20 protein-coding genes and 1 riboswitch are annotated in these 23,052 nt (G+C 67.8%); of the genes, 14 read left to right on the top strand and 6 right to left on the bottom strand.

Annotated features, from left to right (window positions below):
• Positions 1 to 91 precede the first annotated feature (91 nt).
• Both AC1DRO_RS00205 and AC1DRO_RS00200 read right to left on the bottom strand, forming a co-directional pair.
• A complete protein-coding gene (locus tag AC1DRO_RS00205; protein ID WP_476949351.1) occupies positions 92 to 1,756 on the bottom strand; it encodes a DUF5671 domain-containing protein in 1,665 nt (554 codons plus the stop codon).
• The gene (locus AC1DRO_RS00200; protein ID WP_476949350.1) at positions 1,753 to 2,274 is read right to left on the bottom strand and encodes an LpqB family beta-propeller domain-containing protein; all 522 of its coding nucleotides are present in this window, start codon (positions 2,272 to 2,274) and stop codon (positions 1,753 to 1,755) included. Before AC1DRO_RS00200 ends, AC1DRO_RS00205 begins: the two co-directional genes overlap by 4 nt.
• Before the next feature lie 103 nt (positions 2,275 to 2,377).
• Between AC1DRO_RS00200 and AC1DRO_RS00195 the strand changes: the two genes are divergently transcribed.
• Positions 2,378 to 3,829 (top strand): DUF5129 domain-containing protein, encoded by a 1,452-nt coding sequence (locus AC1DRO_RS00195; protein WP_476949349.1) that lies wholly within the window; start codon positions 2,378 to 2,380, stop codon positions 3,827 to 3,829.
• A 15-nt stretch (positions 3,830 to 3,844) separates the two neighbouring features.
• Here AC1DRO_RS00195 and AC1DRO_RS00190 read toward each other — a convergent pair whose 3' ends face one another.
• Complete coding sequence (locus tag AC1DRO_RS00190; RefSeq protein ID WP_043435423.1) at positions 3,845 to 4,039, bottom strand: DUF1918 domain-containing protein; 195 nt, start codon at positions 4,037 to 4,039, stop codon at positions 3,845 to 3,847.
• 293 nt (positions 4,040 to 4,332) lie between these two features.
• Here AC1DRO_RS00190 and AC1DRO_RS00185 point away from each other — a divergent pair, with 293 nt between their 5' ends.
• Genes AC1DRO_RS00185 through AC1DRO_RS00175 form a run of 3 tightly spaced genes read left to right on the top strand, consistent with a single transcriptional unit; the run spans position 4,333 to position 11,133 of the window.
• Entirely contained in the window at positions 4,333 to 7,527 is a 3,195-nt protein-coding gene (locus AC1DRO_RS00185) for an efflux RND transporter permease subunit (protein ID WP_476949348.1), read from the top strand.
• Entirely contained in the window at positions 7,524 to 7,991 is a 468-nt protein-coding gene (locus AC1DRO_RS00180; RefSeq protein WP_028276172.1) for an efflux RND transporter periplasmic adaptor subunit, read from the top strand. The genes AC1DRO_RS00185 and AC1DRO_RS00180 overlap by 4 nt, the downstream gene beginning before the upstream one ends.
• A 1-nt stretch (position 7,992) precedes the next feature.
• Positions 7,993 to 11,133 (top strand): efflux RND transporter permease subunit, encoded by a 3,141-nt coding sequence (locus AC1DRO_RS00175; protein ID WP_476949347.1) that lies wholly within the window; start codon positions 7,993 to 7,995, stop codon positions 11,131 to 11,133.
• Between the two features lie 27 nt (positions 11,134 to 11,160).
• Here AC1DRO_RS00175 and AC1DRO_RS00170 read toward each other — a convergent pair whose 3' ends face one another.
• Positions 11,161 to 12,246, bottom strand: a complete 1,086-nt coding sequence (locus tag AC1DRO_RS00170) for a serine hydrolase (protein WP_476949346.1) — start codon at positions 12,244 to 12,246, stop codon at positions 11,161 to 11,163.
• 150 nt (positions 12,247 to 12,396) lie between these two features.
• Between AC1DRO_RS00170 and AC1DRO_RS00165 the strand changes: the two genes are divergently transcribed.
• The 5 genes from AC1DRO_RS00165 (at position 12,397) to AC1DRO_RS00145 (ending at position 16,324) form a co-directional block, all read left to right on the top strand.
• A complete protein-coding gene (locus AC1DRO_RS00165) occupies positions 12,397 to 12,954 on the top strand; it encodes a dihydrofolate reductase family protein (protein ID WP_476949345.1) in 558 nt (185 codons plus the stop codon).
• 131 nt (positions 12,955 to 13,085) lie between these two features.
• A complete protein-coding gene (locus AC1DRO_RS00160) occupies positions 13,086 to 13,895 on the top strand; it encodes a phosphatase PAP2 family protein (RefSeq protein WP_476949344.1) in 810 nt (269 codons plus the stop codon).
• A 2-nt stretch (positions 13,896 to 13,897) separates the two neighbouring features.
• Complete coding sequence (locus AC1DRO_RS00155; protein ID WP_476949757.1) at positions 13,898 to 14,641, top strand: DedA family protein; 744 nt, start codon at positions 13,898 to 13,900, stop codon at positions 14,639 to 14,641.
• A gap of 5 nt (positions 14,642 to 14,646) precedes the next feature.
• Positions 14,647 to 15,324, top strand: a complete 678-nt coding sequence (locus tag AC1DRO_RS00150; protein WP_243177304.1) for a response regulator transcription factor — start codon at positions 14,647 to 14,649, stop codon at positions 15,322 to 15,324.
• Positions 15,317 to 16,324 (top strand): sensor histidine kinase, encoded by a 1,008-nt coding sequence (locus AC1DRO_RS00145; protein WP_476949343.1) that lies wholly within the window; start codon positions 15,317 to 15,319, stop codon positions 16,322 to 16,324. The genes AC1DRO_RS00150 and AC1DRO_RS00145 overlap by 8 nt, the downstream gene beginning before the upstream one ends.
• A 145-nt stretch (positions 16,325 to 16,469) precedes the next feature.
• Here AC1DRO_RS00145 and AC1DRO_RS00140 read toward each other — a convergent pair whose 3' ends face one another.
• Positions 16,470 to 17,156 carry a hypothetical protein gene (locus AC1DRO_RS00140; protein ID WP_476850047.1) on the bottom strand — a complete coding sequence of 229 codons (687 nt, stop codon included), beginning with the start codon at positions 17,154 to 17,156 and terminating at the stop codon, positions 16,470 to 16,472.
• 7 nt (positions 17,157 to 17,163) lie between these two features.
• A riboswitch (cyclic di-AMP (ydaO/yuaA leader) is annotated at positions 17,164 to 17,367 on the bottom strand.
• Between the two features lie 171 nt (positions 17,368 to 17,538).
• Between AC1DRO_RS00140 and AC1DRO_RS00135 the strand changes: the two genes are divergently transcribed.
• A complete protein-coding gene (locus tag AC1DRO_RS00135; protein WP_476949342.1) occupies positions 17,539 to 17,817 on the top strand; it encodes a hypothetical protein in 279 nt (92 codons plus the stop codon).
• Positions 17,814 to 19,019, top strand: a complete 1,206-nt coding sequence (locus AC1DRO_RS00130) for a cation:proton antiporter (protein ID WP_028276162.1) — start codon at positions 17,814 to 17,816, stop codon at positions 19,017 to 19,019. Before AC1DRO_RS00135 ends, AC1DRO_RS00130 begins: the two co-directional genes overlap by 4 nt.
• 61 nt (positions 19,020 to 19,080) lie before the next feature.
• On the opposite strand, the gene AC1DRO_RS00125 is transcribed toward AC1DRO_RS00130, so the two are convergent.
• A complete protein-coding gene (locus AC1DRO_RS00125) occupies positions 19,081 to 19,782 on the bottom strand; it encodes a DNA alkylation repair protein (protein ID WP_476949341.1) in 702 nt (233 codons plus the stop codon).
• Positions 19,783 to 19,907: 125 nt separating this feature from the next.
• Between AC1DRO_RS00125 and AC1DRO_RS00120 the strand changes: the two genes are divergently transcribed.
• The 3 genes from AC1DRO_RS00120 (at position 19,908) to AC1DRO_RS00110 (ending at position 23,042) form a co-directional block, all read left to right on the top strand.
• Complete coding sequence (locus AC1DRO_RS00120; RefSeq protein WP_476949340.1) at positions 19,908 to 20,513, top strand: hypothetical protein; 606 nt, start codon at positions 19,908 to 19,910, stop codon at positions 20,511 to 20,513.
• A 344-nt stretch (positions 20,514 to 20,857) separates the two neighbouring features.
• Positions 20,858 to 21,655, top strand: coding sequence for an esterase/lipase family protein (locus tag AC1DRO_RS00115; RefSeq protein ID WP_476949756.1), 798 nt, complete (start codon positions 20,858 to 20,860; stop codon positions 21,653 to 21,655).
• Positions 21,656 to 21,923: 268 nt separating this feature from the next.
• Positions 21,924 to 23,042, top strand: coding sequence for a glycoside hydrolase family 16 protein (locus AC1DRO_RS00110; RefSeq protein WP_476949339.1), 1,119 nt, complete (start codon positions 21,924 to 21,926; stop codon positions 23,040 to 23,042).
• Positions 23,043 to 23,052 lie beyond the last annotated feature (10 nt).

The raw sequence follows: 23,052 nt of genomic DNA, 5'->3' as shown, positions 1-23,052 counted from the left end.
CGGGGAGCCGGCACGGATCGATTAGCGCCGCCGCAACCGGCTGACCAGAGTGCTTCGGTTGCCTGGCCCGACCAGGCTCAGGACAGGCCGGTCAGCCCTGCAGCGGGATGACGTCAATTCCCCCGTGCTGATCGGCAACGACCAGAACCCGGGGCGCCGCCACACCCTCCAGTGCGGCCGCCAACCGCTTCTCCTGGGCCCCGGCATCGCCCGCGACGTCCCCACCGGCAACACCAGCACCGGCAAAACCGGCGGCGCCGGCTCCGCCGTCGGCCCGTTTCCAGACCGTGACGCCGGCCCCGGTGACCTCGCCGATGACGCGCCGCAGCGGTGCGGGGTCCGATCCCGCCACGAGGAACACGTGGCCGATGGTTCGCGGACGGACCGGACCGGCCGCGGCGAACACGGCGCGGTCCTGCCGCCACACGGCAAAGTGGTACCCGAACACGAGTCCCGTGGCGACCAGGAGCCCCAGGGGTGCGCGGATCCGGTCCACGAGGCTTCCCCCGCTGACCTCGCCCAGGACGAACTCGAACATCCGGAACCCGATCACCAGCAGCGTGACCACCGCCACCACCGCGCTCAGGCCGAACACGGCCACCAGGTAGATCCGGCGCGCGTTCAGGCCGGCGCCGGTCGCCGCCGCCTGCTCCACGCGCCGCCACGCAAGCCACCAGACCGGCCCGCCAACCAGGAGCGAGCTGATTCCCGCAAGCAGCAGCGTCCGCGCCCCGGCGCCGGCCAGCGGCGTCGCCGTCATGGCGAGGACCGAGTTGACGATCACGCCTATCCCGGACGCTGCCGCGACCAGGGCGACGCCGGAGGTCACCAGCCTGCCGCCCTGAAGCGTGGCCGCTGAGCGGCCGCGCGCGACGTTGCGGTGGTAGACCCAGACGAGGCAGCCGATGGCGGCCGCGGACACAGCCGGCGCGAGGGGCTCCAGCAGGAGCTCCAGCTGTTCGGAACGGTCAAACAGCAGGCGAAGCACCACGAAGAGCGCCACGCCGGCTCCGCCCAAGGTCAGAACGCCCGCGCCAAGCACCCCGACCGTGATGAGCGCGACGTCGGCCAGCCCGGTCCGCAGCCTCCGGCCGCCGTCGTGATTCCAATGCCACCACCAGATAATGGTTCCGCCGACGGCCCAGACCAGGGATTGCAGCGCCGACACCCACCACGGTTTGCCCACCGACACTTCCGTCGCGGCTCCCCGCAGGGCGGCAGCCAGCAAGGTGGATAAGGCTGCGACGGCGCCGCCCACGCCCAGCACGAGCCCCAGCACCGAGCCGAGCACCGTAGGGACCCCGGAGAGGACTGTCGGATTCTTCCGGGGGTCACGCCACATCCACCGGTGCCAGGCCCAGACCGCAGCCCACACCAGACCGGTGGCCAGGGACAGCCGCCACTGAAGGCCCTGCCCGCCGATCAGCGAGGACAGAGTGTTCAGCACGTTGGTGGCCGCGATGAGCAGGGCGAGCAGGTAGGCACCTGCCAGGTAGAGACCCCAGCCGATGGCGGACCGCTCCTCCGGGTCCTCTAGCCGCCGCCAAACCGCCCACCACAAAAGGGCCGCGAGCGGCCCGCCAATCAGGGCGAACGCCAGCGAGCGCGCGAGCCCGGCGACGTCGTCCGGGGCCAGCTCTGTCCCCGCCACCAGCAGGCGGCCCAGCAGTCCGCTGAGCCCGACGGCGGTTGTCACCACCAGTGCGAACAGCAGCGCGTAGGTGATGAGCCGGCGCACTGTCCCTTGGGCGCTCATTGCTTCGCCTCGCCGGTGCACACTGCCAGGGGCCAGGGCACGGTGTCGATCAGCCAGCCGTTGCCCGCCCGAACGAGGTCGAACGCGTCCTCCACCTGGTATTCGGCGCTGCCGAAGGGACCGCCCGGCTCGGACACAGTGATGAGCACCCTTACGTCCGCGGATTCCGGCCGCTCGGTGGTGGACACCAGTGTGACTCGCAGGTTCCGGGCCGAAGGGCGGGCCCCGGTTGTGCACTTGGTCCGGGCGGCCGGCGTCAGGTAGGCGGAGGCGGCCGTCTCATCCCCGGCAATGACGGCTCCGGCATAGCGTTGCGCGACGCCGGCGGGCGTTGACTCGGCCAGGGGCGCGGGCTCCCCGCGGGTGAAGACCACTGCCAGCGCGATGATCACGATCACCGCGATCGCGGCCATGATGGCCAGCAGGGTCCGGCCAGGCCTGGTGCGGCGCAGCTCCACCGCCTCCCCCGGCTTTTCCGGGCCGGGCTCCTCCGGCGGTCCTTCAGGCGGCGGCCTCATGGCGCAAGTATGGACGCCGTCCAGCGCACGGTCACGATGTCTTTCGTCCCCTTTCCGCGGCGTCCGCGTCGACGCAGCCGAAGCCAGCCACTACGCTCGGAAAATGGGAATCATGCGCAACGCCCTCGCCGCTGCTGTTGTACTGATGGCCGGCCTTCTCGGCGGTGCCCCGGCCGCGCTCGCCACGACGCCGACCGCCGTCGTCGTCGAAGACCGCGCCGGGGTGTTGGACCAGCGGACGCTGCTGCCGGCGGTACAGGCCACCAACTTTTATGAGCCCACCAAAGTTGCGGTGTACACCTATAACGGCACTGCCGCCGACAATCTGAACGAAGAAGTCCTGCGGTTCGCCCGCACCGAACATCCCGAATGGATCAGTGCTGACGGGCAGAAGTGGGCAGACGGACTGTTCATCTTCGCCCTGGATCCGGTGGGCCGGCATGTGGGGACGTACATGGGTGAGGACCGGAAGGTCTCGCCCGAACAGCGCGAGGACATCCAGAACGCCGCCAAAGAGCTGCTTCGCGATGCGCAGTGGACCGAGGGCACCATTGCCGGGATCCGCCGCGGCGCCGAACTCATCAATCAGCCGTGGTACCGTTCCACAGCCTTCCTCGTCACAGCCTGGGCGGCGGTGGCCGCCGCGGTCTGCGCAGCGGCGGCCTGGCTGATCGTGCGGTGGCGGACCCGGGTCTCCAGCCGGAAGGAACTGGCCCGGGGCGACGCCAGCTACGCCAATGTCAGCATGGACCTGCAGGTGACCGAGCTCAACGCCAGCACAATTCCCGAGTCCTCCCGGTACGGGAGCACGGTGCTGGAAAAACACCGCACGTTCGTGAACCGCTACGGTACGGCCACCGAACTTTCCAACCAGGTACACGCCCTTGGCAGCCGGGACCTGAGCCGCCGGCCCAACCTCAAACTGGTCCGGCGTTACGCCGATGCCGCGGCCGAACTCGATGCCCTGGACGACGTGATCGCCGATACCAATGCCCTGCTCAACCGGGGCTCGTCCTGGCCTGCCGCCTGGGACCGCCAGCTCGCGCCGTTCCGCAACGATCTGGACGGCGTGGAAGACCTGCTCAGCCAGCGCCGCGCCGAGGGAACCTCAGCGACGGCGGTGGCACTGCGGTCCTTCCGCGATGAAAGCCGGCGTGACATGGAGCGTTGGTCGACGGAACTGGCGGACGGCTCCATCACACCCGAAACGGCGCTGGACCGGTTGCGTGACGCCCGGACCCACCTCTCGGAGCTGTTGAAAAATCACGCCGACACCCTGATCCAGGCCTTTGCCCGCAATGAGAAGGAAGCCGGGCTCATGCGCGAGGAAATGGACAGCGCGCAGGCGGGAACGAAGGCAAGATACGGCCGCACGTACGAGCCGAGCATCCTCGGAACGGTGTACCCGTCCTACTACTTCTTCTCGGTCCCGAGCTTCAACACCGGCTTCAGCAGCGGCGTCAGCAGCGTCAGCAGCGCGCGCGGCGGCGGCACCACCGGGTACGGGTCCAGCGGCGGAAGCTTTTCCGGGTCCGGAAGTTCGTCGAGTTTCTAGGGCGCGCTAACGGACTTAGGGTCCGCTCGCGGCCTTTTCGACGGCGAAATCTCCACCGGGGAACATGATCGTCTCGTGGCCGTCGTCGAACCGGACCAGGTACGGCGGCGCACCGTCGGCACCCTTCACTTCAAGGATCAGACCGTGCCGGTCCGTGGACTCGACCGTCGTCCCCCGGATGATGATGCGGTCCCCTGCGGTTGCCTTCATGGCGATCACCTGTATCCCTATTGACGCCTGTGTGCCCGAAGATCATTATGGCTCTTATCGGCTGGGGGGCGCTATGGCCTGAGGTTGAGGAGCCGCGCCGTGAACCGTAAATGTGCAGTTGGCCAAGCAGGAAAAGCAGTCAGCATCCTTTTCCCGGTGATCGGTTTCGCGGCAGGACCGCTCCACGACCCGCTCCGTCCCTCCGCCCATCCCGACGGCCCGGGCTGCCGACGACGCCGACGCTTCAACGACCTTGACGTGCACACTCCTGCAGGGCGTGCGGGGTGCCGGCCATGATGCGGGCAATTGTGCGCTGGACGCTGCAGTTCAGGCTCCTGGTCCTGGCAGCAGCCGCGGGAATCCTGGCCTTCGGGCTCACCAGCCTGCCGAGCATGTCCGTGGACGCCTTCCCGGAATTTGCCCCGCCCCAGGTGGAGATCCAGACCGAAGCCCTGGGACTGTCGGCCGCCGAGGTTGAGCAGCTCATCACCTCACCCATGGAAGCCGACCTGCTGAACGGCGTCGCCTGGGTGGAGGCCATCAGGTCCAAATCCGTCCCTGGCCTGTCCTCGATCCAGATGGTTTTCAAGCCGGGGACCGACCTCCTCCGCGCACGCCAGCTGGTCTCGGAACGGCTGACCCAGGCACGCGCACTGCCCAACGTTTCGGCGGCGCCCGTGCTGATGCAACCGCTGTCCTCGACCAGCCGGGTCATGATGATCCGGCTGACCTCCAAGGACATGTCGGCCATCGACATGTCCGTCCTGGCCCGCTGGACCATGAAACCCGGGCTCCTGGCCGTGCCAGGCGTCGCCAACGTGGCGATCTGGGGCCAGCGCGACCAGCAGCTCCAAGTCCTGGTGGACCCGGCGCAGCTCGAAGCCAAGGGCGTCACGCTGGATGAAATCATCAAGACGACCGGCAACTCCGTGTGGGTCTCGCCGCTGAGCTACCTGGAGGCGTCCACACCCGGCACCGGCGGCTTCTTCGAGACGGGACACCAGCGGATCGGTGTCCAGCATGTCCTGCCGATCACCACGCCGGAGGATCTGGGCCAGGTCCCCGTCCAGGGTGCGTCAGGCAATCTCCTGCTCAAAGACGTGGCCACGGTGTCAACAGACCACCAGCCGCTGATCGGCGATGCCCTGCTGAGCAAGGAAGCCGAGTTGTTGCTGGTGATCGAGAAGTTCCCGGAGACCAACACGATGGACGTGACCCGGGGCGTTGACGAGGCCCTGCACGCACTCCAGCCCGGCCTGCCCGGGGTCGCGATAGATACCAGCGTCTACCGGCAGGCGTCCTTTATCGACGAGGAAATAGGGACGCTCGGCGCCGCCCTGCTCGTGACGCTGCTGCTCATTGTCGCCCTTTTTGGGGCCTTCTTCCGCTCCTGGCGTACCGCCTTGATCAGCCTGATCACCATCCCGGTGTCGCTGACCTCGGCGGCGCTGGTGCTCGACTGGCGCGGCACCGGGATGAACACCATGGTCATGGCCGGCCTGGTGCTGGCACTGGCGGTCATCGTCGGAGATGTCGCGGAAGACCTCAGCGGCATCGCCCGGGCACGAAGGGCCGAGGCCAGGTCCCGCCGCGAAACGGCCGACGGCGGGACGGAGTCCACGCCGGCACAGGATGGGCAGCCACGTGATTCGGTGATCCCGGGCGCCCTGCGGGCAGCCCGTACGCCAATGCTCTACTCACTGCTGATCATGGCTTTGGCCCTCACGCCCGCACTGTTCATCCCGGGTGAGAACGGCGCCCTGTTCGGACCCTTGGTGCAGAGCTACCTGATCGCCCTGCTTGTCTCGATGATCGTCGCCCTCACCGTCACGGCCGCCCTCGCGTTCGTCCTCCCCGCGGGTTCCAAGGCCCCGGAGAGGCGGTCCCTCAGGCGGCTTGAAGGCGCCTACGGCGGCTATGTGAAGCGTCTGGCAGGGAAAACCCGGTGGGTGTTCGCCGCCGCCGCCGTTGTGGCGCTCGCCGGGCTGGCACTCGCACCGCAGCTGGCCGGGACCCATCCCGTGGTGCCCGTCCTGGCGGACAAGACCCTGGTGGTGCACTGGAGCGCGATCGCCGGAACCTCGGACCAGGAAATGAGCCGGATCACCGAGGCGGCAGCCGACGAACTGCGCACGTTGCCGGGCGTGGCCAACGTTGGCGGACACATCGGGCGCGCAATCACCTCCGATCAGGTCGGCGACGTCAGCTCCGGCGAGCTGTGGGTGACCGTGGCCCCCGACGCGGCCTACGCCGACACGGCCGCCGCCGTCGACCGCGTGATCGCCGGTTATGCGGGCCTGACCAGCAAAGTCTCCACCTATCCGCAGGAACGCATCGACCAGATCCGGGAAGAAGCCGACAGCGGCTTTGCCGTCCGGGTCTTCGGACTCGACCCCGCGATCCTGCGGCAGAAGGCGGCGGAGGTCAAAACAATCCTGGAGCACACGGCCGGGGTGGCTAATCCCCACGTCGACCTGCCCGCCGAACAGCCCATCGCCGAAGTCAAGGTGAACCTCGCCGCGGCCCAAAAGGCCGGCGTCGTCCCCGGCGACGTCCGGCGCGCGGCAGCCGCCCTCCTGCAGGGCATTGAAGTCGGCAACCTGTACGAAGAGCAGAAAGTCTTCTCCGTCATCGTCAAGGGCGCCGCGGCCACCCGCAGCAGCCTGGACAGCGTCCGCAACCTGATCATCGACACCCCCAACGGCGGGCACGCCCGCCTCGGCGACGTCGCGCAGGTGACCATGGTCGGGAACGAATCCGTGATCCTGCACGATGACACCTCGCGCCGCATTGACGTGAAAGCTGACATCCAGGGTCGCCCGCTGGGCGACATCCAGCGTGACATCAACGCGGCCCTGCAGCATATGCAGTTCCCGATGTCCTACCACGCCGAGATCCTCACCCAGTACGCCCAGCAGCAAAGCAATTACCAGTGGCTCTGGCTGCTCGCGGCAGTCGCCGCAGCCGGCATCCTGGTGCTGCTGCAAACGGCGACGGGGAGTTGGCGGCTCGCCGCCCCGCTCTTCCTGGGCCTGATCCTGGCACTGTCCGGCGGCGTGCTGGCCGCCCAGGCCACCGGGGGCGTCAACGCCCTGGTCGCCCTGGTCGCCTTCGCCGCAGTCCTTGGTATCGCCGTCCGCGGCGCCCTCCTGCTGGCAAGCCACGTACGGGACCTGCGGGCAACCGATGCTGAAGCGCCCTGGCCCGCGCTGGTGGTCCGCGGAAGCAGGGAGAGGCTGGGACCCGTCCTGATGTCCACCGTGATCACGGCCCTGGTGCTGTTGCCCCTGGTCCTGCTGGGCGGCGTCGTCGGAGCGGAAATCATCCTGCCGCTGGCCGTGATCATCTGGGGAGGCCTGCTGACAACTTCCTTCTTCACCCTGTTTGTCGTGCCCGCCGTGCTGCTTCGGTTCGAGCCGCAGCAGGCACCCGGCGCGCCGGCCGGCCAGGGCACCGCTGCACCAACTGAAAGCCGGGATGGGTCATGAACTCCACACCTTCGCCGCGGGGCAACAAGGTCGCGGTTTTCATCACCGCGCTGATCGTGACGGCGTTCACGGCGCTCTCCGCTACAGGTTGCGCCCAGGCACCGGAGGCCGCACCGTCCGAAGGCGAACCGGCGGCGATCGCCGAAGTCCCGGGCACGGATCTTCACCGGCTCACCCTCACCGACCACGCCGTGGAAAGGGTTGGGATTGCGACGGCGGTGATTGCAGTGGATCCCAAGACCGGGAAGCTCACTGCCCCCTACGGGGCCATCCTGTACGACAGCTCGGGCAAGGCGTGGGTCTACACCAACCCTGAGCCCCGGGTCTACGTCCGCCAAGCGATCACGGTCCAGCGGATCAACGGCGACGTTGCCGTCCTGACGGACGGGCCGCCGGCAGGGACCGTCGTCGTTACGACAGGTGCCGAGGAACTTCTCGGGACCGAATTCGATACGGCCGAGTGACATGCGCTGGCTCATCGGGATCAGCCTCCGTTTCAAGACGGTTGTTGTCGCCCTCGCGTGCGCCGTGATGCTGCTCGGTTCCCTGCAGTTGGGCGCCGCATCCGTGGATGTCTTCCCGGAATTCGCCCCGCCGCGCGTCGAAATCCAGACCGCATGCCTCGGGTTGACCGCCCAGGAAGTCGAAGAGCTCGTCAGTGTGCCGATAGAGGCCGCCGTGAGCGGCATGCCGGGCCTGGACGAGATACGGTCCAAGTCCGTGCCCCAGCTGTCCTCGATCGTGCTGCTCTTCCATCAGGGCACTGACCTGCTCAACGCCCGTCAGCTCGTCTCGGAACGGATGGCGTCGGTGACCGCGGCGCTGCCGACGTGGGCGGCCCCGCCGGTGATGCTGCAGCCGCTGTCCGCGACCAGCCGCGTGATGAAGATCGGGATGACGTCGTCGGAACATTCGCTCATCGAAATGTCGATGCTGTCCTACTGGACCATCCGGGCCCGTCTGCTGCGGGTCCCCGGGGTGGCCAACGTGGCCATCTGGGGCGAGCGGCTCCAGATGCTGCAGGTCCAGGTGGAGCCTGACAAGCTCAAGGCCCAGAACGTCTCCCTCAACCAGGTCATGGAAGTCACCGCCGGCGCCCTCGACGCCGGGCTGCTGAAGTATTCGCCGGGACGCTTCATCGGCACCGGCGGCTTCATTGACAGTCCGACCCAGAGGATGGGCATCCGCCACGTCCAGCCGATCCAGACGCCCGCGGATCTGGCCCAGGTGACGATCCGGGAAAAGGACGGCGTGGCGCTGCACCTTGGCGACGTTGCCCAGGTCGTCGAGGACCATCAGCCGCTGATTGGTGACGCCGTGATCAACAACGGTCACGGGCTCATGCTGATCGTCGAGAAGCTGCCTTGGGGCAACACACTGGACGTGACCAAAGGCGTGGAGGAGGCCCTCCACGAGCTGCAGCCGGGCCTGAGCGGTATCAACTTCGACACCACGATCTTCCGGCCCGCCAGCTTCGTCGAGGAGGCGATCTCCAACCTCAGCATCGCGCTGTTGCTGGGCTGCCTGCTGGTGGTCATGATCCTCGTCGCGTTCCTCTTCCAGTGGCGCACGGCCTTGATAAGCATCATCGCCATTCCGTTGTCCCTGCTTACAGCCGCACTGGTGCTCTACTTCACGTCCAGCTCCATCAACACGATGGTCCTTGCGGGGCTGGTCATTGCGGTGGGCGTCGTGGTCGATGACGCGATCATCGACGTCGAGAACATCATGCGCCGCCTGCGGCAGCGACGCGCCCGGGGCAGTGACGAATCTGCGGCATCGGTGGTCTTGAAAGCCTCCCTGGAGATGCGCAGCCCGATCGTTTACGCGACCCTGATCATTGTGGTCGCCGCCGTACCGATTTTCTTCCTGGACGGTCTGACCGGCGTCTTCTTCCGGCCGCTGGCCGTCTCCTACACCCTGGCTGTCCTGGCCTCGATGTTCGTGGCGCTGACAGTGACGCCGGCTCTTGCCCTGATTCTGCTGGGCAACGCAAAACTGGAAGAACGCGATGCGCCGCTGGTCCGGGTGCTCAAACGCGGCTACCACGCCGCCCTGTCCAAGGCCATGAACCGGCCCCGGTTCGGCTACGCGGGCTTTGGCGTGCTGGCGGTGGTGGGTTTGGTCCTCGCTCCCCTGATGGGTTCTTCCCTGTTCCCCACGTTCAAGGAACGGGACTTCCTGATGCACTGGATCTCCGAACCGGGTACGTCTGCCGCCGAAGAATTCAGGATTTCCCAGCGCGGCTGTGAGGAATTCCTCAAGGTCCCCGGCGTCCTGAACTGCGGCACGCACATCGGGCAGGCATTTGCCGCGGACGAGATCGTCGGTGTCAATGCCGGCGAACACTGGATCAGCATCGACCGCCACGCCGACTACGACGCGACCGTGGCCGCCGTGGAGGACGTGGTCAACGGCTACCCGGGGCTGCACCGTGACGTCCAGACTTATCTGAAGGAGCGGATTGAAGAGGTCATCACCGGCGCCAGCGAACCCATCCTGGTCCGGGTCTACGGAGACGACCTCAATGTGCTCCGGGAACAGGCGCAACGGGTCAAGACCATCATGGACTCGATCGAGGGCACCGAGGACCCGCATGTGTCCCTCGAGGTGGAAGTCCCCCAGATTGCCGTGACGGTTAACCTGGCCGCGGCGCAGAAGTACGGCCTCAAACCGGGCGACGTCCGGCGCGCGGCCGCGACACTCGTGGCCGGCGAGGAGGTCGGCGACGTCTTCCGGGACGGCCGGGCCTACGACGTCCAGGTCTGGAGCACCCCGGCCACCCGCTCCTCCGTCACCAGCATCGAGGATCTGCCCATCGATACGCCCAGCGGAGCGCGGGTGCGCCTCGCCGACGTCGCGGACGTGAGCCTGCAGGCTACGCCGAACCAGATCGACCGCACCAACGGATCCCGCCGCGTCGAGGTGGGATCCTTCCTGGCCAACGGAGCGGACATGGGAACAGTGGTCGGTGAGTTGAAATCACAGCTGGAGAGCCTGGAGCTCCCCACCGGCTACAGCGTGCAGCTGCTCGGCGAATACACCGAACGCGAGGCGGCAACCAACCGCTTGATGATCTACTCCGCGGCGGCACTTGTCCTGATCCTCCTGCTGCTGCAGGCATCCTTCCGCAGCTGGCGGCTGGCCGTCCTGTCGCTGCTGACGCTGCCGGTCGCCCTGGTGGGCGGGGTCATTGCCGCCTACATGACCGGCGGCGTCCTGTCCCTCGGGTCCCTCGTTGGCTTCCTCACGGTGATGGGGATCGCCGCACGCAACGGCATCCTGCTGATCAACCACTGCCAGCATCTGGAAACCTATGAAGGCCAAACTTTCGGCCGGGACCTGGTGATGCGCGGGGCGGCGGAGCGGCTCTCGCCCATCCTCATGACCACCATGGCCACCGGGCTTGCACTGGTACCCCTGGTTGTCATGGGCAACATCCCGGGCCATGAAATTGAACACCCCATGGCCGTGGTTATCCTGGGCGGCCTGGTCACCTCCACCCTGCTCAATCTGTTCATCGTGCCCTCGCTCTATCTCCGGTTCGCCAAGTCCAGGAAGACCAGGGAGAAGGAACGCGCTGCCGCCGGGCCGGTGTCCGTCTAACAGCGGCCGGCCTCAGAACCTCAAACATCAGAACAGGGCGGCGGTCACGGTCCGGGTGAGCTGCTGAATGATCTGGGTGCGGGGGCCCATATCGGAGTAATTCCTGCCGCGGGTGTACACGACGAACACGAAGGCCCGGCCGTCCTTGTCCAGGACGGCCGCGTCATGCAGGTTTCCGAACAGCAGCCCATACTTGTGGTGAACCCCTACCCCGGGCGGAACCGCCGGCGGGATCAGTGTCTCAAAGTTGGTGTTCTGCATATAGGACAAGAGCTGGGCGGTGTTGCGGGCATCGAGCAGCTGTCCCGTGTAGAGCAACTGGAGGGTCCTGGCCATTTCTGCGGGCGTCAGCAGGTTGACCGTGCGGTCGTAGGATATCCCGATCGAGGCGGCGTAATCCGTGATGCCCCGCGCGCCGACCGCCCGCAGGATCAGCGCCCACGAGTCGTTGTTGCTCTGCTGGACCATCCGGCGGATCTGGGTGCCGGCCGTCGAGTTGCCCATGGGGGCGGTCAGCGAGGCGCGGCCGGTCTCAACGAGGTGGTAATACGCCGACGCGGCCAGAATTTTTGCCGTGCTGGCGGCAACAAACTTGTCCTGGATCCCGTAGCCGTGGACCACGCCGTCGGAGACATCGATCAAGGACACCCCCAGGGCATAGGCACTGTTGGCCGTGATGATCCCGTTGATCTGGCTGTCCAGTTCCGGGTCAATGGCCGGGACCGCGACGGCAGGCACGGCGGGGACCTCAGCGGGCTTCCCCGCGGCCGCCGAGACGGCGCCGGCCGCGGGCGAAGCAGTTGCGGGCAGGTCAGATGCCGGCGGAACGGTCCGGCCGGCATCCGTGACCGGCGCCGTCGGCGTCGCTGCAGCGGCCGGCGGGTCAACGGGTAGCGCCGCCTGGACGCCTGCATAGACGCCGGCAGCCACAAGGGCCAGTGCGACGGCGGCCGCCGTCAGATACTGTCGCCGGGCCCTCCCCTCACGCCGGGCGAGGGACCGCGGACCGGGCCGGGAACCGTCGTTGACCCGGTGCCCGCCGGAGCGGTAGTGGCGCGGCGCCGGCTTCGGGACCGGCCCCGTGCTGTTGTTCGAATCGTTCGCAGGCATCATTCTTCCCCGAAGGTGACTGACCGCGGTGGGGCCATAGACTTCCAGCATTCTTCCCCCTGGCGGCTTCCCGCGCAAGGGCACGGCTCCGGGAAAAAGTGGGTCTGCCATCCGAAGCAGCGGCGTACGCTGGTGAAAACGTAAGGAGCGGCGATGCGCAAAATCATCCTGGCCATGCAGGTGTCCCTCGACGGATTCTTCGAGGGCCCGGACCGGGACATCAGCTGGCACATGGTCGACGACGAGCTGCACCGCCATTTCAACCAGCAGCTCAGCACCATGGGTGCCTTCCTCGACGGCCGCGTCACGTACGAGCTGATGGAAGGGTTCTGGCCCACCGCGGACCAGGACCCGGCCGCCGGCGCAGTGACGGCCGAGTTCGCCCGGATTTGGCGGGACATGCCCAAGATCGTGTATTCCCGGACGCTGACATCTGCGGCCTGGAACACCACCGTGGTCCGGGAGGTGGTGCCGGAAGAAGTGCTGGCCCTGAAAGAGCAGCCGGGCGGGGACCTGGCCCTGGGCGGGGCAGAACTGGCCGACACCTTCCGGCGGCTCGGGCTGATCGACGAATACTGGCTGTATGTCCATCCGGTCCTGATCGGACGGGGCCGCCCCCTGTTCAAGGCTGCGGACAGCATAGCCCAGCTCCGGCTGCTGGAGACGCGCGCCTTCGGCAACGGGGTGGCGCTGTTGCGCTACGCCGCGTAGCCGGCACGGATCATCCAGACGTAGCCCCTCGGCCGGCGCCGCGACACTTTCTTAAGCGTTTCTTAACGGGCTGGCGGAAGAGTGGGAGTCGTCGCCTGTCCGGGCGCCCTTGTCCCGAGCCGGAGGATCCCATGACTGGACCTGCCCCTGTTAAGAGCGATGCGCCGCTGGGCGGTGCTGGAGCACTCAGCCGAAGTGGAGCACCAAGCCGTCCCGACGCCGTGCGCCCCGCCGCGGGTCCCCGGCTGTGGGCCCTCCCCCAGGTCCGCCACTGGTTAGTGCTGGGCGTCCTGCTGTCGGCCGCCGTCGTGGCATTGGGCCTGGCGGCGCAGCTGACACCCGGCTTCAGCGCCGCCGAGCTCGGGGTCGATCAGGACCTGAGCCAGCACCACGCCGCCGCCCTGACCGCCGTCGCGATGGCGCTGAATGTCGTGTTTGGCCCGGTGGCGGGCCTCGCGCTGATCGGCGCCGCGGCGCTGTACATCTGGCTGTTCCGCGGCGGCCTGGCCAAGGCGATTGCCTTCGGCCTCGTGGCATCATCCGGCTGGGTGGCAAGTGAATTCTTCAAGCTCCTCGTGGCCCGCCAGCGGCCCAGCCCTGCCCTGCTGTTCGATCCCCTGGCTCCGGAAACGGGTTCCAACAGCTTCCCGAGCGGCCACGTGTCCTTTGCTGTGGCACTGGGATTGGCAGTGTACTTCCTGGCCAGTGGAACCCGCTGGGCCAAGGTCACGGCCGTCGCGGCGGCGGTGATGGCCCTCGTCGTAGCCTGGTCACGGCTGTACATCGGCGTCCACTACCCCACGGATGTCGCGGCGTCGTTCCTGGCCTCGAGCGCAGCCGTGGTCCTGCTCGCGGGACTGTGGAACCTTCTCGCGCCACGGATAGCGGCGCGGATCCGGGCCCGTTCGGGCAGCCGGCCGCTGGGCGCCGAGGAGAAATGAGAATGCCCGTCCTGGACGTTTTTGCCTCCCTTCCGGCCGTCCACGCCGCCGGAACATTGTCCCTGCTGGACCCGGCAAGCCTGCTCGCCGGGTTGGGCCCGGCCGCACTGGGTGTGATCGCCGTGATGGTCTTCATCGAATCGGGCGTGCTCTTTCCCTTCCTGCCCGGCGACTCCCTGTTGTTCACCGCAGGACTTCTGCACCAGCAGCTGCAACTGACGTTGCCTGTGCTGATCGGCGTCGTCACCGCGGCCGCGGTCGCCGGGGACCAGGTCGGCTACATGCTCGGACGGAAACTTGGCCGGCGATGGTTCAAGGACGACGCCCGGATCCTGAAGACAGCGCACCTGACCACCACGGAGGACTTCTTCCGCCGCCACGGCGGGGCCGCCGTCGTGCTGGCCCGCTTCGTCCCCATGGTCCGGACGTTTGCTCCGCTGACCGCCGGGACCGCGCGCTATGACTACAAATCCTTCACCCTGTGGAATATCACTGGCGCCGTCGCATGGGCGGCCTCCGTGACGATGCTTGGCACCTGGCTGGGGCATTTTGACATCATCGCCAGGAACATCGACGCCATCGTCGTGGCCATGGTGCTCGTCTCCGTCGTGCCGGGGGTGGTGCAGCTCATCAAACGCCGTCGGAACTCCCGCGGCGCAGGCGCAGTCGCAGACAAAGCCGCCGGCGACACGGCGGAAGAACCCGGGGCCGGACTGCGGACTGAGGAAATGGCCGCGGAAGAATAGCTGACATGACCTCCGCTGACCTTCCGTCCCTGCTGCTCGTCGAGGACGACGCCGTCCTGGGACCGCTCATCGCCGAGCTCCTGGACCCGGACTACCGGGTCCAGTTGGTCACCAACGGCCGCGACGGCCTCCACCAGGGGCTGACCGGGAGCTGGGACGTCATGGTGGTGGACCGCGGGCTGCCCGCCATGGACGGCATCGCCCTCATCACGGCTTTGCGGTCGAAAGGCATTGCCACGCCCATCCTGATCCTGACCGCGTTGGGCGATGCCGACGAAAAAGTCAGGGGCCTGGACGCCGGCGCCAACGATTACGTGACCAAGCCGTTCGACGCCGGCGAACTGGCAGCACGCCTGCGCGCACTGACGCGGACTTTCACTCCCCCGGCCCCGGCACCGGTGGCGATCGGGGACTGGGAACTGGATCCAACGCAGCGCTCCGTCCGTTCCGTCTACGGGCAAACGGTGTCACTGACCGCAAAGGAAGGCCAGCTGCTGGCAGCCCTTGCCGCGGAACCGGACCGCGTCTTCACCCGGGATGAGCTCCTCGCGGCGTGCTTCCACGCCTCGGAACAGCCCGGCGTGATCGATACCTATGTTCATCACCTGCGCCGGAAGATCTCCAAAGCCGTGATCCGCACGGTGCACGGCCTCGGATACCAGATCGGCGAAGCCCATGAGTGACGGCTGGCCGGCCGGCGGAAATCCGGACCACTCCATCCTGCGCAAGGCTTCCCTCAAGGTCGCGGTGCGGATCAGTGCTGCGTGCGCGGTCATGGTTCTCGGGCTGCTCGCCGCCACGGCGCTGTACCTCACGAACCAACTGGCCCATCCTGAAGTGCCGGGCTCGGCGACGGCCGGGACGGCCTACACCTACCTGGATTCCAAGGATGTCCTCGAAGCCATGATCATCGCCGGGGTAGCGGGGATCCTGCTGGCCGGCATCGTCGGGTGGCTCAGCGCGCGCAGCGCGATTCGTCCCCTCAGTGATGCCCTGGCAAGGGAGCGGCGTTTCGTCCAGGACGCCAGCCACGAATTGCGCACGCCATTGACCATCCTGGACACCAGGATCCAGCTGGCCCAGCGCAACACTGTGCCCGGCTCCAGGCAAAGCCACGACCTGGCCCGGATCCGGGAGGACGCCGCGACGCTGACAGGGATTGTCAACGAACTGCTCCTCGCGGCAACCGCGGAGGCCCCGGACCGCTCCGCGCCCCCTGCCGACCTCGCCGACGCTGCCGCCAGCGTCGCCGGCAGCCTCCAGCAGGTGGCAGAGCAGCGGCAGGTGCGCCTGGAATTCCATGCCGCTGCCCGGCCGCTGGCCCGGATCGAGAAGAGTGCGCTGCGGCGTGCCGTGCTGGCCCTGGCGGACAACGCGCTGGCCCACACGCCTCCGGGCGGCCGCGTGTCCATCACGACCTCAATCGAACAGAAGCGCGCCGTGATCACGGTGGCGGACTCCGGGACCGGAATCACCGGCGTCGATCAGGCCCGGATCTTTGACCGGTTCGTGCGGACGGCCGGCACCGGCACCTCACAGGGACAGCGGAGCTTTGGCATCGGCCTGGCCCTGGTCCGGGAGATTGCCGTCGCGGCCGGGGGCACCGTCGAGGTGGCCGCGACGGGCGGCGAAGGAACCGTCATGAAATTGACGCTTCCGCTCATGGGCAGCGGGAATCCCTGAGGACCCTGCGCCGGGGAAAGCTATGCCATCGGGATCCCGGACCCCCGAATGCGGAGACAGGAAAGACCGGCGGTCGAGTTGCCCCCAAGGGAACTCGACCGCCGGTCTTTCCGGACTGCCTGGCCCCGGGTCGGGGCCGTGCGGCTTAGGCGCGGACGAACGTCACGCCGCCGGTCGCGGTGAGCCAGGACAGCGGGTGGACCATGGTCTGGTTCTTGCCGTTCATGCCGCCACTGACCACCTGGCCGTTGCCGGCGTAGATGCCGACGTGGCCGGACTGGACCACCATGTCACCGGGCTGCGGCGTCGCTACAACGGTTCCAAGGCCAAGGAACGCGCGGGGACCGATGTCGCCAACGGGCTTACCCGCGGCGCCAAGGGCCTTTTCCACCATGGCAGTGCAGTCCTGGGTGATGCCCACCTGGCTGTAGGCGGCCGAGAGCATGATGGCGTTGCGTCCGCCCGCGGGCGCCGCGGCCGGCGCTGCTGCCGGAGCTGCTGCCGGAGCGGCCTGCACCTGGATGACGGGCTTGGCCGGAGCCTTGGGCGCCGCCGCCGGGGCTGCAGCGGGAGCCGGAGCCGGCGCGACGGGCTGTTCGATGACCGGCGCGGCAACAGAATCCACTGCGGGGCGCTCGAAGCTGATCTTGACGCTTGAATCGGCACTGACGGGGGCACTGACCTGTCCGGTGACGTCGACGTTCGACGCCGGAGCAGAGTCACGCTGCACCGGGGCGGTGGCGGCGTTGGCGGCCATTCCGCTGGTCAGGACCAGGCCGGATGCGGCGGCGAGGACGGCGGCATGGCGCGCAAAAGTATTGACTGAAGTCATGAAAAATGTAGCCTCTCCCAATGCCTGCGAGGTGAGCTGTCGGATTCGGATGGGAGGCACCCGGCCGCACTCCCGGGCCCGTCGTTTGCGGGCACTGTGCGGCTTCACCCCAAGACCTGCATATCAGCAGGTCAAAAGTGGTTTCCCCGTCTCTGCCGGACGTTGATGCGAGTTACCCCCGGGCCGCGGCAGAGTTAGGCAATCGGCTGGGGAGCGCCCGTATCGGAGACAACAGGCACTCATCAACCGTAGCGCGAACCGCACCCGAAAGTCACATTCAGGTAACGGAGCCATGATGCCGGGCCGCAATTTGCCCATAGGGCGGCGCCGTTTCCGAACATAGGATGATGCCATCAGCACCACCGGAAGCGGAGGCCCGAAAATGAACAGCCAGTGTGTCGCCATCTGCCAGTTGAGCACTCAGCCCCAAGAGGATTTCGACGTCAACACCGAGCTGCTGATCCTCGACGGCGGGGACGTCCACGTGACCACATGGGACGCGGAACCGCGTGACGGGGGTTTCGACGAGCACATCCTCAATGACCGGGTGGACGCGCTCGGGTACATGGTTGTCAACGACTGGGCCTTCCTGGACGGCAAGGCCTACGCGGTGGTGGAACGGCGGTCAGGCCCGGCGCCGGCCGGCCGCCGAGAACCGTGACCTTCCTGTCCCTGGCGCTGATCGCCGTCATCGCCCTGGCCGGCCCCCTGCTGGCCCTGCCGGCGCGCTGGCACCTGCCTGTCATGCTGGGTGAGCTGCTGGCCGGCATCGCGATCGGGCGCTCAGGCCTGGCCCTGGTGGACCCCGCGGACCCGACGTTCACCCTGCTGGCCAATATCGGGTTTGCGCTGATGATGTTCGTGGCAGGCACCCACGTTCCCGTGCGGGATCCGCACATCCGTGGCGCCCTCGGCAAAGGCTCCCGCCGGGCGATGGTGGCCGCAGCGGCAGCGGTGGTGGTCGGAACCGGCATCGGTCTGCTGTTCGGGACTGGACATGCTCCCCTCTACGTCGTGCTGCTGGCGTCCTCGTCGGCCGCCCTGGTGCTTCCAATCGTCGATTCCCTGCGCCTCGGCGGCCCAGATGTCGTCGCTATGACAGCGCAGGTGGCAATTGCCGACACGGCCTGCATTGTGGCGTTGCCGCTCCTGGTGGATCCGCCCCACGCAGTCCAGGCGGCGCTGGGTGTCCTCGTGGTGACCGGGTGCGCGGTAGTGCTCTTTGTCGGCTTGCGCTGGCTGGAGCGCCAGGGAATCCGTCGGCGCGTGCACCGGCTCTCGGAAAGCCGCAAGTTTGCCCTGGAGCTACGGATCCAGTTGGCCGTGCTCTTCACCCTGGCCGGTGTCGCGACGTGGAGCAATGTGTCTGTGATGATGGCAGGCTTTTCTTTCGGCCTGGTGATGGCTGCGGTCGGCGAACCGCGGCGGCTGGCCCGGCAACTGTTCGCGCTCAGCGACGGCTTCCTGGGTCCGCTCTTCTTCGTGTGGCTGGGTGCATCGCTGACGCTCAAGGACCTGGCCGGGCACCCGGACATGATGGCCCTCGGCCTGTTGCTGGGGGCCGGGGCCCTGCTGGCGCACGCCGACCTGGCTTTCCTGGGACTCCCGCTGTCGCTGGGGGTGTTGTCGGCGGCCCAGCTTGGCGTACCGGTGGCTGCGGCGAGCATCGGCACGCAGCTTCAGGTCCTGCTCCCAGGCGAGGCCGCGGCCCTGCTGGTGGGAGCGCTTGTCACCATAGCCGCGAGCGCCGTCGCCGGGTCACGGGCGGCGAGGACTTTCGCGGTCCCGGCAAATGCCGGCGGCAAGTCCGGAAATTCCGGCAGCGCCGTCGGGCAGGGCGATCCGGGGGGTCCGACGGCCTGACAGTCCGAATGTCTACATGCCTGGACCAAAGCCGGGCCGGCGGCGAAGGTTCGGAGGGTTATTATCCAACGGATGTGAATTGCAGCTCCGGCCTCCGCTTTGCCATCTCTGCCAGGACCCGGGAGACGGCATCCCGGACCGCTGTGCCGTCGGCGTCGAACGTCCCGCCCGGCTCGCCGAGCACCGCGTTGGCGTGCCGGACGAACCTGTCCCAGTCCCCCGCGCCCGCGCGCAGCGCCAGCAACGGCGAGAGAAGCGCGGCCCGGCGCAGCCAGGCATCGGGCTCGCGCACCCACCGGTCCAGCACGCTGTCGGCCCGCACCCTGGCCAGAACATCGAGTCCGTCCACCAGAGGTCCGACGACGTCGACGGCGAGCGGATCCACAAGGTCCCGCACCCGCGCCTGCCGGATGAAGCCCTCCAGCCGGGTGAGGTCGGAGTTGGTCAGCAGCGTCACGTTGGCCTGGAGCAGGACCACGGCGGCCAGCCGGCGCTCGAAAACCGGCGCAGGCCCCCGGCCGGAGCCTCCGGGCCCGGAGCCCCACAGTTCGGAACTCAGCAAAGTGACCTCATCGCGGGACAGCCCGGGATAGCGGCGGCCGGCATCCCGGACCGTGCCGCGTACGGCGCCCACGGACGTGCCGTAGAACCGGAGGCCGCTGCCCGCCGGCTCCGTTTCCAGCCGCGCCTGAAGCTGCTCAGCGCGGCGCCAGGAAGCTTCGCGCTGCAGCGAGAGGTCGATGAATTCGCCGGCATCACTCACCCTTCCATTCTTTCCCCTCGCGGCTCGCGGCGGAAACGCGGTGCCAAGCCGTCCTGGGCGGTGGGCCCGGACCATCTGCCTAGACTGAACTGGCAAGCCTCCGATCGAAAGCGGTTTACGCAACCATGCACACCAAGCTGACACTCGCCATCGCACTTTCCGTCATGACGCTGGGGGTGGCAGGGTGCGCTGCCCCTGCGCCATCTACCGCACCGTCGCCTGAGTCACCTGCGGCATCCGCGGCGCCGGCTCCTGATTTCGCTTTAGACATCACGGGGGCGCCCGGCCGGATCGCCCAGGCCGGCCTCACGGTGCTGACGGCGGAGGGCAACGTGGACCACTATCACGCACATCTGGACGTGCTGAAGGACGGCAAGCCCATCGCGGTGGCGGCCAATATCGGCATCACCGCCGGAGCTGACCACAGGGCCAACGGCATCTCAGCACTGCACACCCACGACACCACGGGCGTGGTCCACATCGAGTCCCCCACCGCCGGTCAGGCCTTCACCCTCGGGCAGCTCCTGACGGAGTGGGGCGTCCTCGGTGGCAACGGCGCCCCCGGCACCGGTGGGGGTTCGCTGGATGGCTGGACCGTTTACGTGAACGGCCGGAAGTTCGACGCCGGGATCCGGGACCTCCCGTTCAAGGCGCACGACGAGATCGTCCTGTCCTACGGCACCGCGCCGGCGACGATCCAGGCCTCCTACGATTTTCCGCCCGGAGAGTGAGGTGGCCGGAGAGTGAGGGGACCGGAGGCGACGGCGGGCGGCATCCCCGTACCTGCACAACTGTGCAGCAGTCTCCCCACGCAACCCCCACTGGCACCACTGCCGTCGAAAAATGCATGCACAAACGTGCATGTCGCAGCGATCCGCGGAGCACCTTCCCTAGCGTGAATTGAGAGACGTGAGTCGGATCACAGCGGGGGCTGATCCCCTACCTCACTTCCATTCCCACAGACCGTCACAGATGACGCGTCCAACCGAAGAGGTAATCCGTGCCATACCCGAAAACGCCCGCAGCACTCGCAACCCTGGCAGCTGCGACCTTCGCGCTGCTTGGCGCATCCCTGATGGGTGTGCCGGCGGCCCAGGCCGACACCATTGACGTTTCGCCGCCCGGCGCGAATGACTGGTCCTGCAAGCCCTCGGCAGCCCACCCCTACCCGGTGGTCCTGGTGCCGGGAACCTTCGAAAACATGGCGAAGAACTGGGCGACGATGTCGCCGGCGCTAAAGAGCCAGGGCTACTGCGTTTTCGCGCTGAACTACGGTGCGACCAACGGCGTCGACGCCACGGGCCCGGTGGCAGACTCAGCCCGTCAACTCGCCCCGTTTGTCGAGAAGGTACTGGCCTCGACGGGTGCCAGGAAAGTTGATCTCGTGGGCCACAGCCAGGGCGGCATGATGCCGCGCTACTACCTCGGATTCATTGGAGGCGCGGACAAGGTGAACCACCTTGTGGGCATCGCCCCGTCCAACCACGGAACCCGCGGGCTCATCACGCCGACACCGGACGCCGTTCCGCCGGCCACCTCAGTGGGAGGGTCGAATTGCCAGGCCTGCGCCGACCAGCAGGCAGGTTCTCCGTTCCTCACCGAGCTCAACTCCATTGGCGACACGGTTCCTGGTCCGGCCTACACGGTGATCTCCACGACGCACGACGAGGTGGTGACGCCCTACCCCAGCCAGTTCCTCGCCGGGCCGGCCCAGCAGGTCACCAATATCACCATCCAGGACAAGTGCCCGACAGACGTGATTGACCATGACCAGGCGCCCAACGACCCCGTCACCCAGCGTCTCGTGTCCGACGCTCTAGGTCAGCCGGCCGGCCGCCCGGCCAACCCGGCATATCAGCCCAGCTGCGCGTAGCGCGGCACCCCGGGCGGAGGCGGCGTGCGGAACGTCACGCATCCGGGAGGTTTGCGGGCTGAGGTAACGGTCCGGTAACGTTGGCCGCTGGCCGCGAGGCCCGGCCCTAATGCAGGGCCCCGGACCGCCCCTTTGCAGGGCCCCGTTGCGCCGTTCGGCGTCTGCTCGCCCATGCCTTGCGGCAGGGGCCGGATGAAACTTCCCGCATTATCCGCAGCCCTGGCAGCGTCGGTTGTGCGTGCCAGCCACGAAAGCCCGGAGGGGTCCGTTGTTCAAGAAAACACCGCTGTTCAATAAATCAACGTTCAAAGATGCACGGCCGAAGGCACGCTCCACGGCACCACAGCTGAACAAAGTAGCGATTGCGCTGAGCCTGGGCGCACTGTCCCTGACCGGCTGCAGCGCCGGTCCCACGACGGGCGCCGCAGCCGTTTCACCGGCCACCGGGGCCGCGCATTCTGCTGCGGACTCCACGTCCCCGGCGGCAACCCAGGCCGCGCATCCTGCCGCGAAGGCCCCGGCCCCGGTGGCCGCAGCGCCGAAGCCGACGGTCCCCTCGGCCCCCAAGCCGGCCACCGGTACCGCCGGTGCACCTGCGGCTCCCGGAGCCGATGCGGCACCTGCACGGGCCGCCGCGCCTGTTGCTCCGGCAGCCGGCGCCCAAGCGGCAGCCGCTCCGGCGCCGACGGCGGTAACGGCGCCCGTCGCTGCCCAGGCCGCCGTCGCCGCGACCGGCGACGGTTCCCAGGCCGCCATTGCACGGGGCTGGGGTGCGGTTGTCGCGGGTGACGAGTTCTCCAAGGCCGGCGCCCCCGACTCCACCAAGTGGAGCGTCTTCAAGGGAGCCGGACATGCCGGCAAGGGTGTCAGAAGCCCGCAGGCCTGGTCGGTTGCCAATGGCGTGGCCACGGTCAGCGGCGACTCGGCCGGCACCACGGGCGGCATGTCGGCCAAATTTGCCCAGCAGAAATACGGCAAGTGGGAGACGCGCATGCGGACCAACGCCCGGGACCCGGAGTACCACCCCGTGCTGATCCTGTGGCCCAACAACAACACCTCCCCCAACTGCGCCGAGATCGACTACGCCGAGGGCAGCACCAACACCGCACAGATCAAGTTCTTCCTGCACTATGCCTGTGGCGGCCCGAACTTCCAGACCACGGTGGCCAAGACGATCGACACCACCCAGTGGCACAACTACGCAGTGGAGTGGACCCCGGCCGGCATCACCGGTTACATCGATGGCGCGAAGACCTTCTCCGACACGAACCCCGCGCACCTGCCCTCCGTGGGCATGCACCAGACACTGCAGCTGGACTGGTTCCCCGACGGGTCGGCCACCAAGCCTTCACAGATGCAGGTCGACTGGGTCCGCGTATACAAGTAGGACCGGCAAA

The sequence above is a fragment of the Arthrobacter sp. P4_F11 genome (assembly GCF_056401395.1).
The sequence above is the reverse complement of the archived record's forward strand: the minus strand, read 5'-3'. Positions and strand labels throughout refer to the sequence as shown.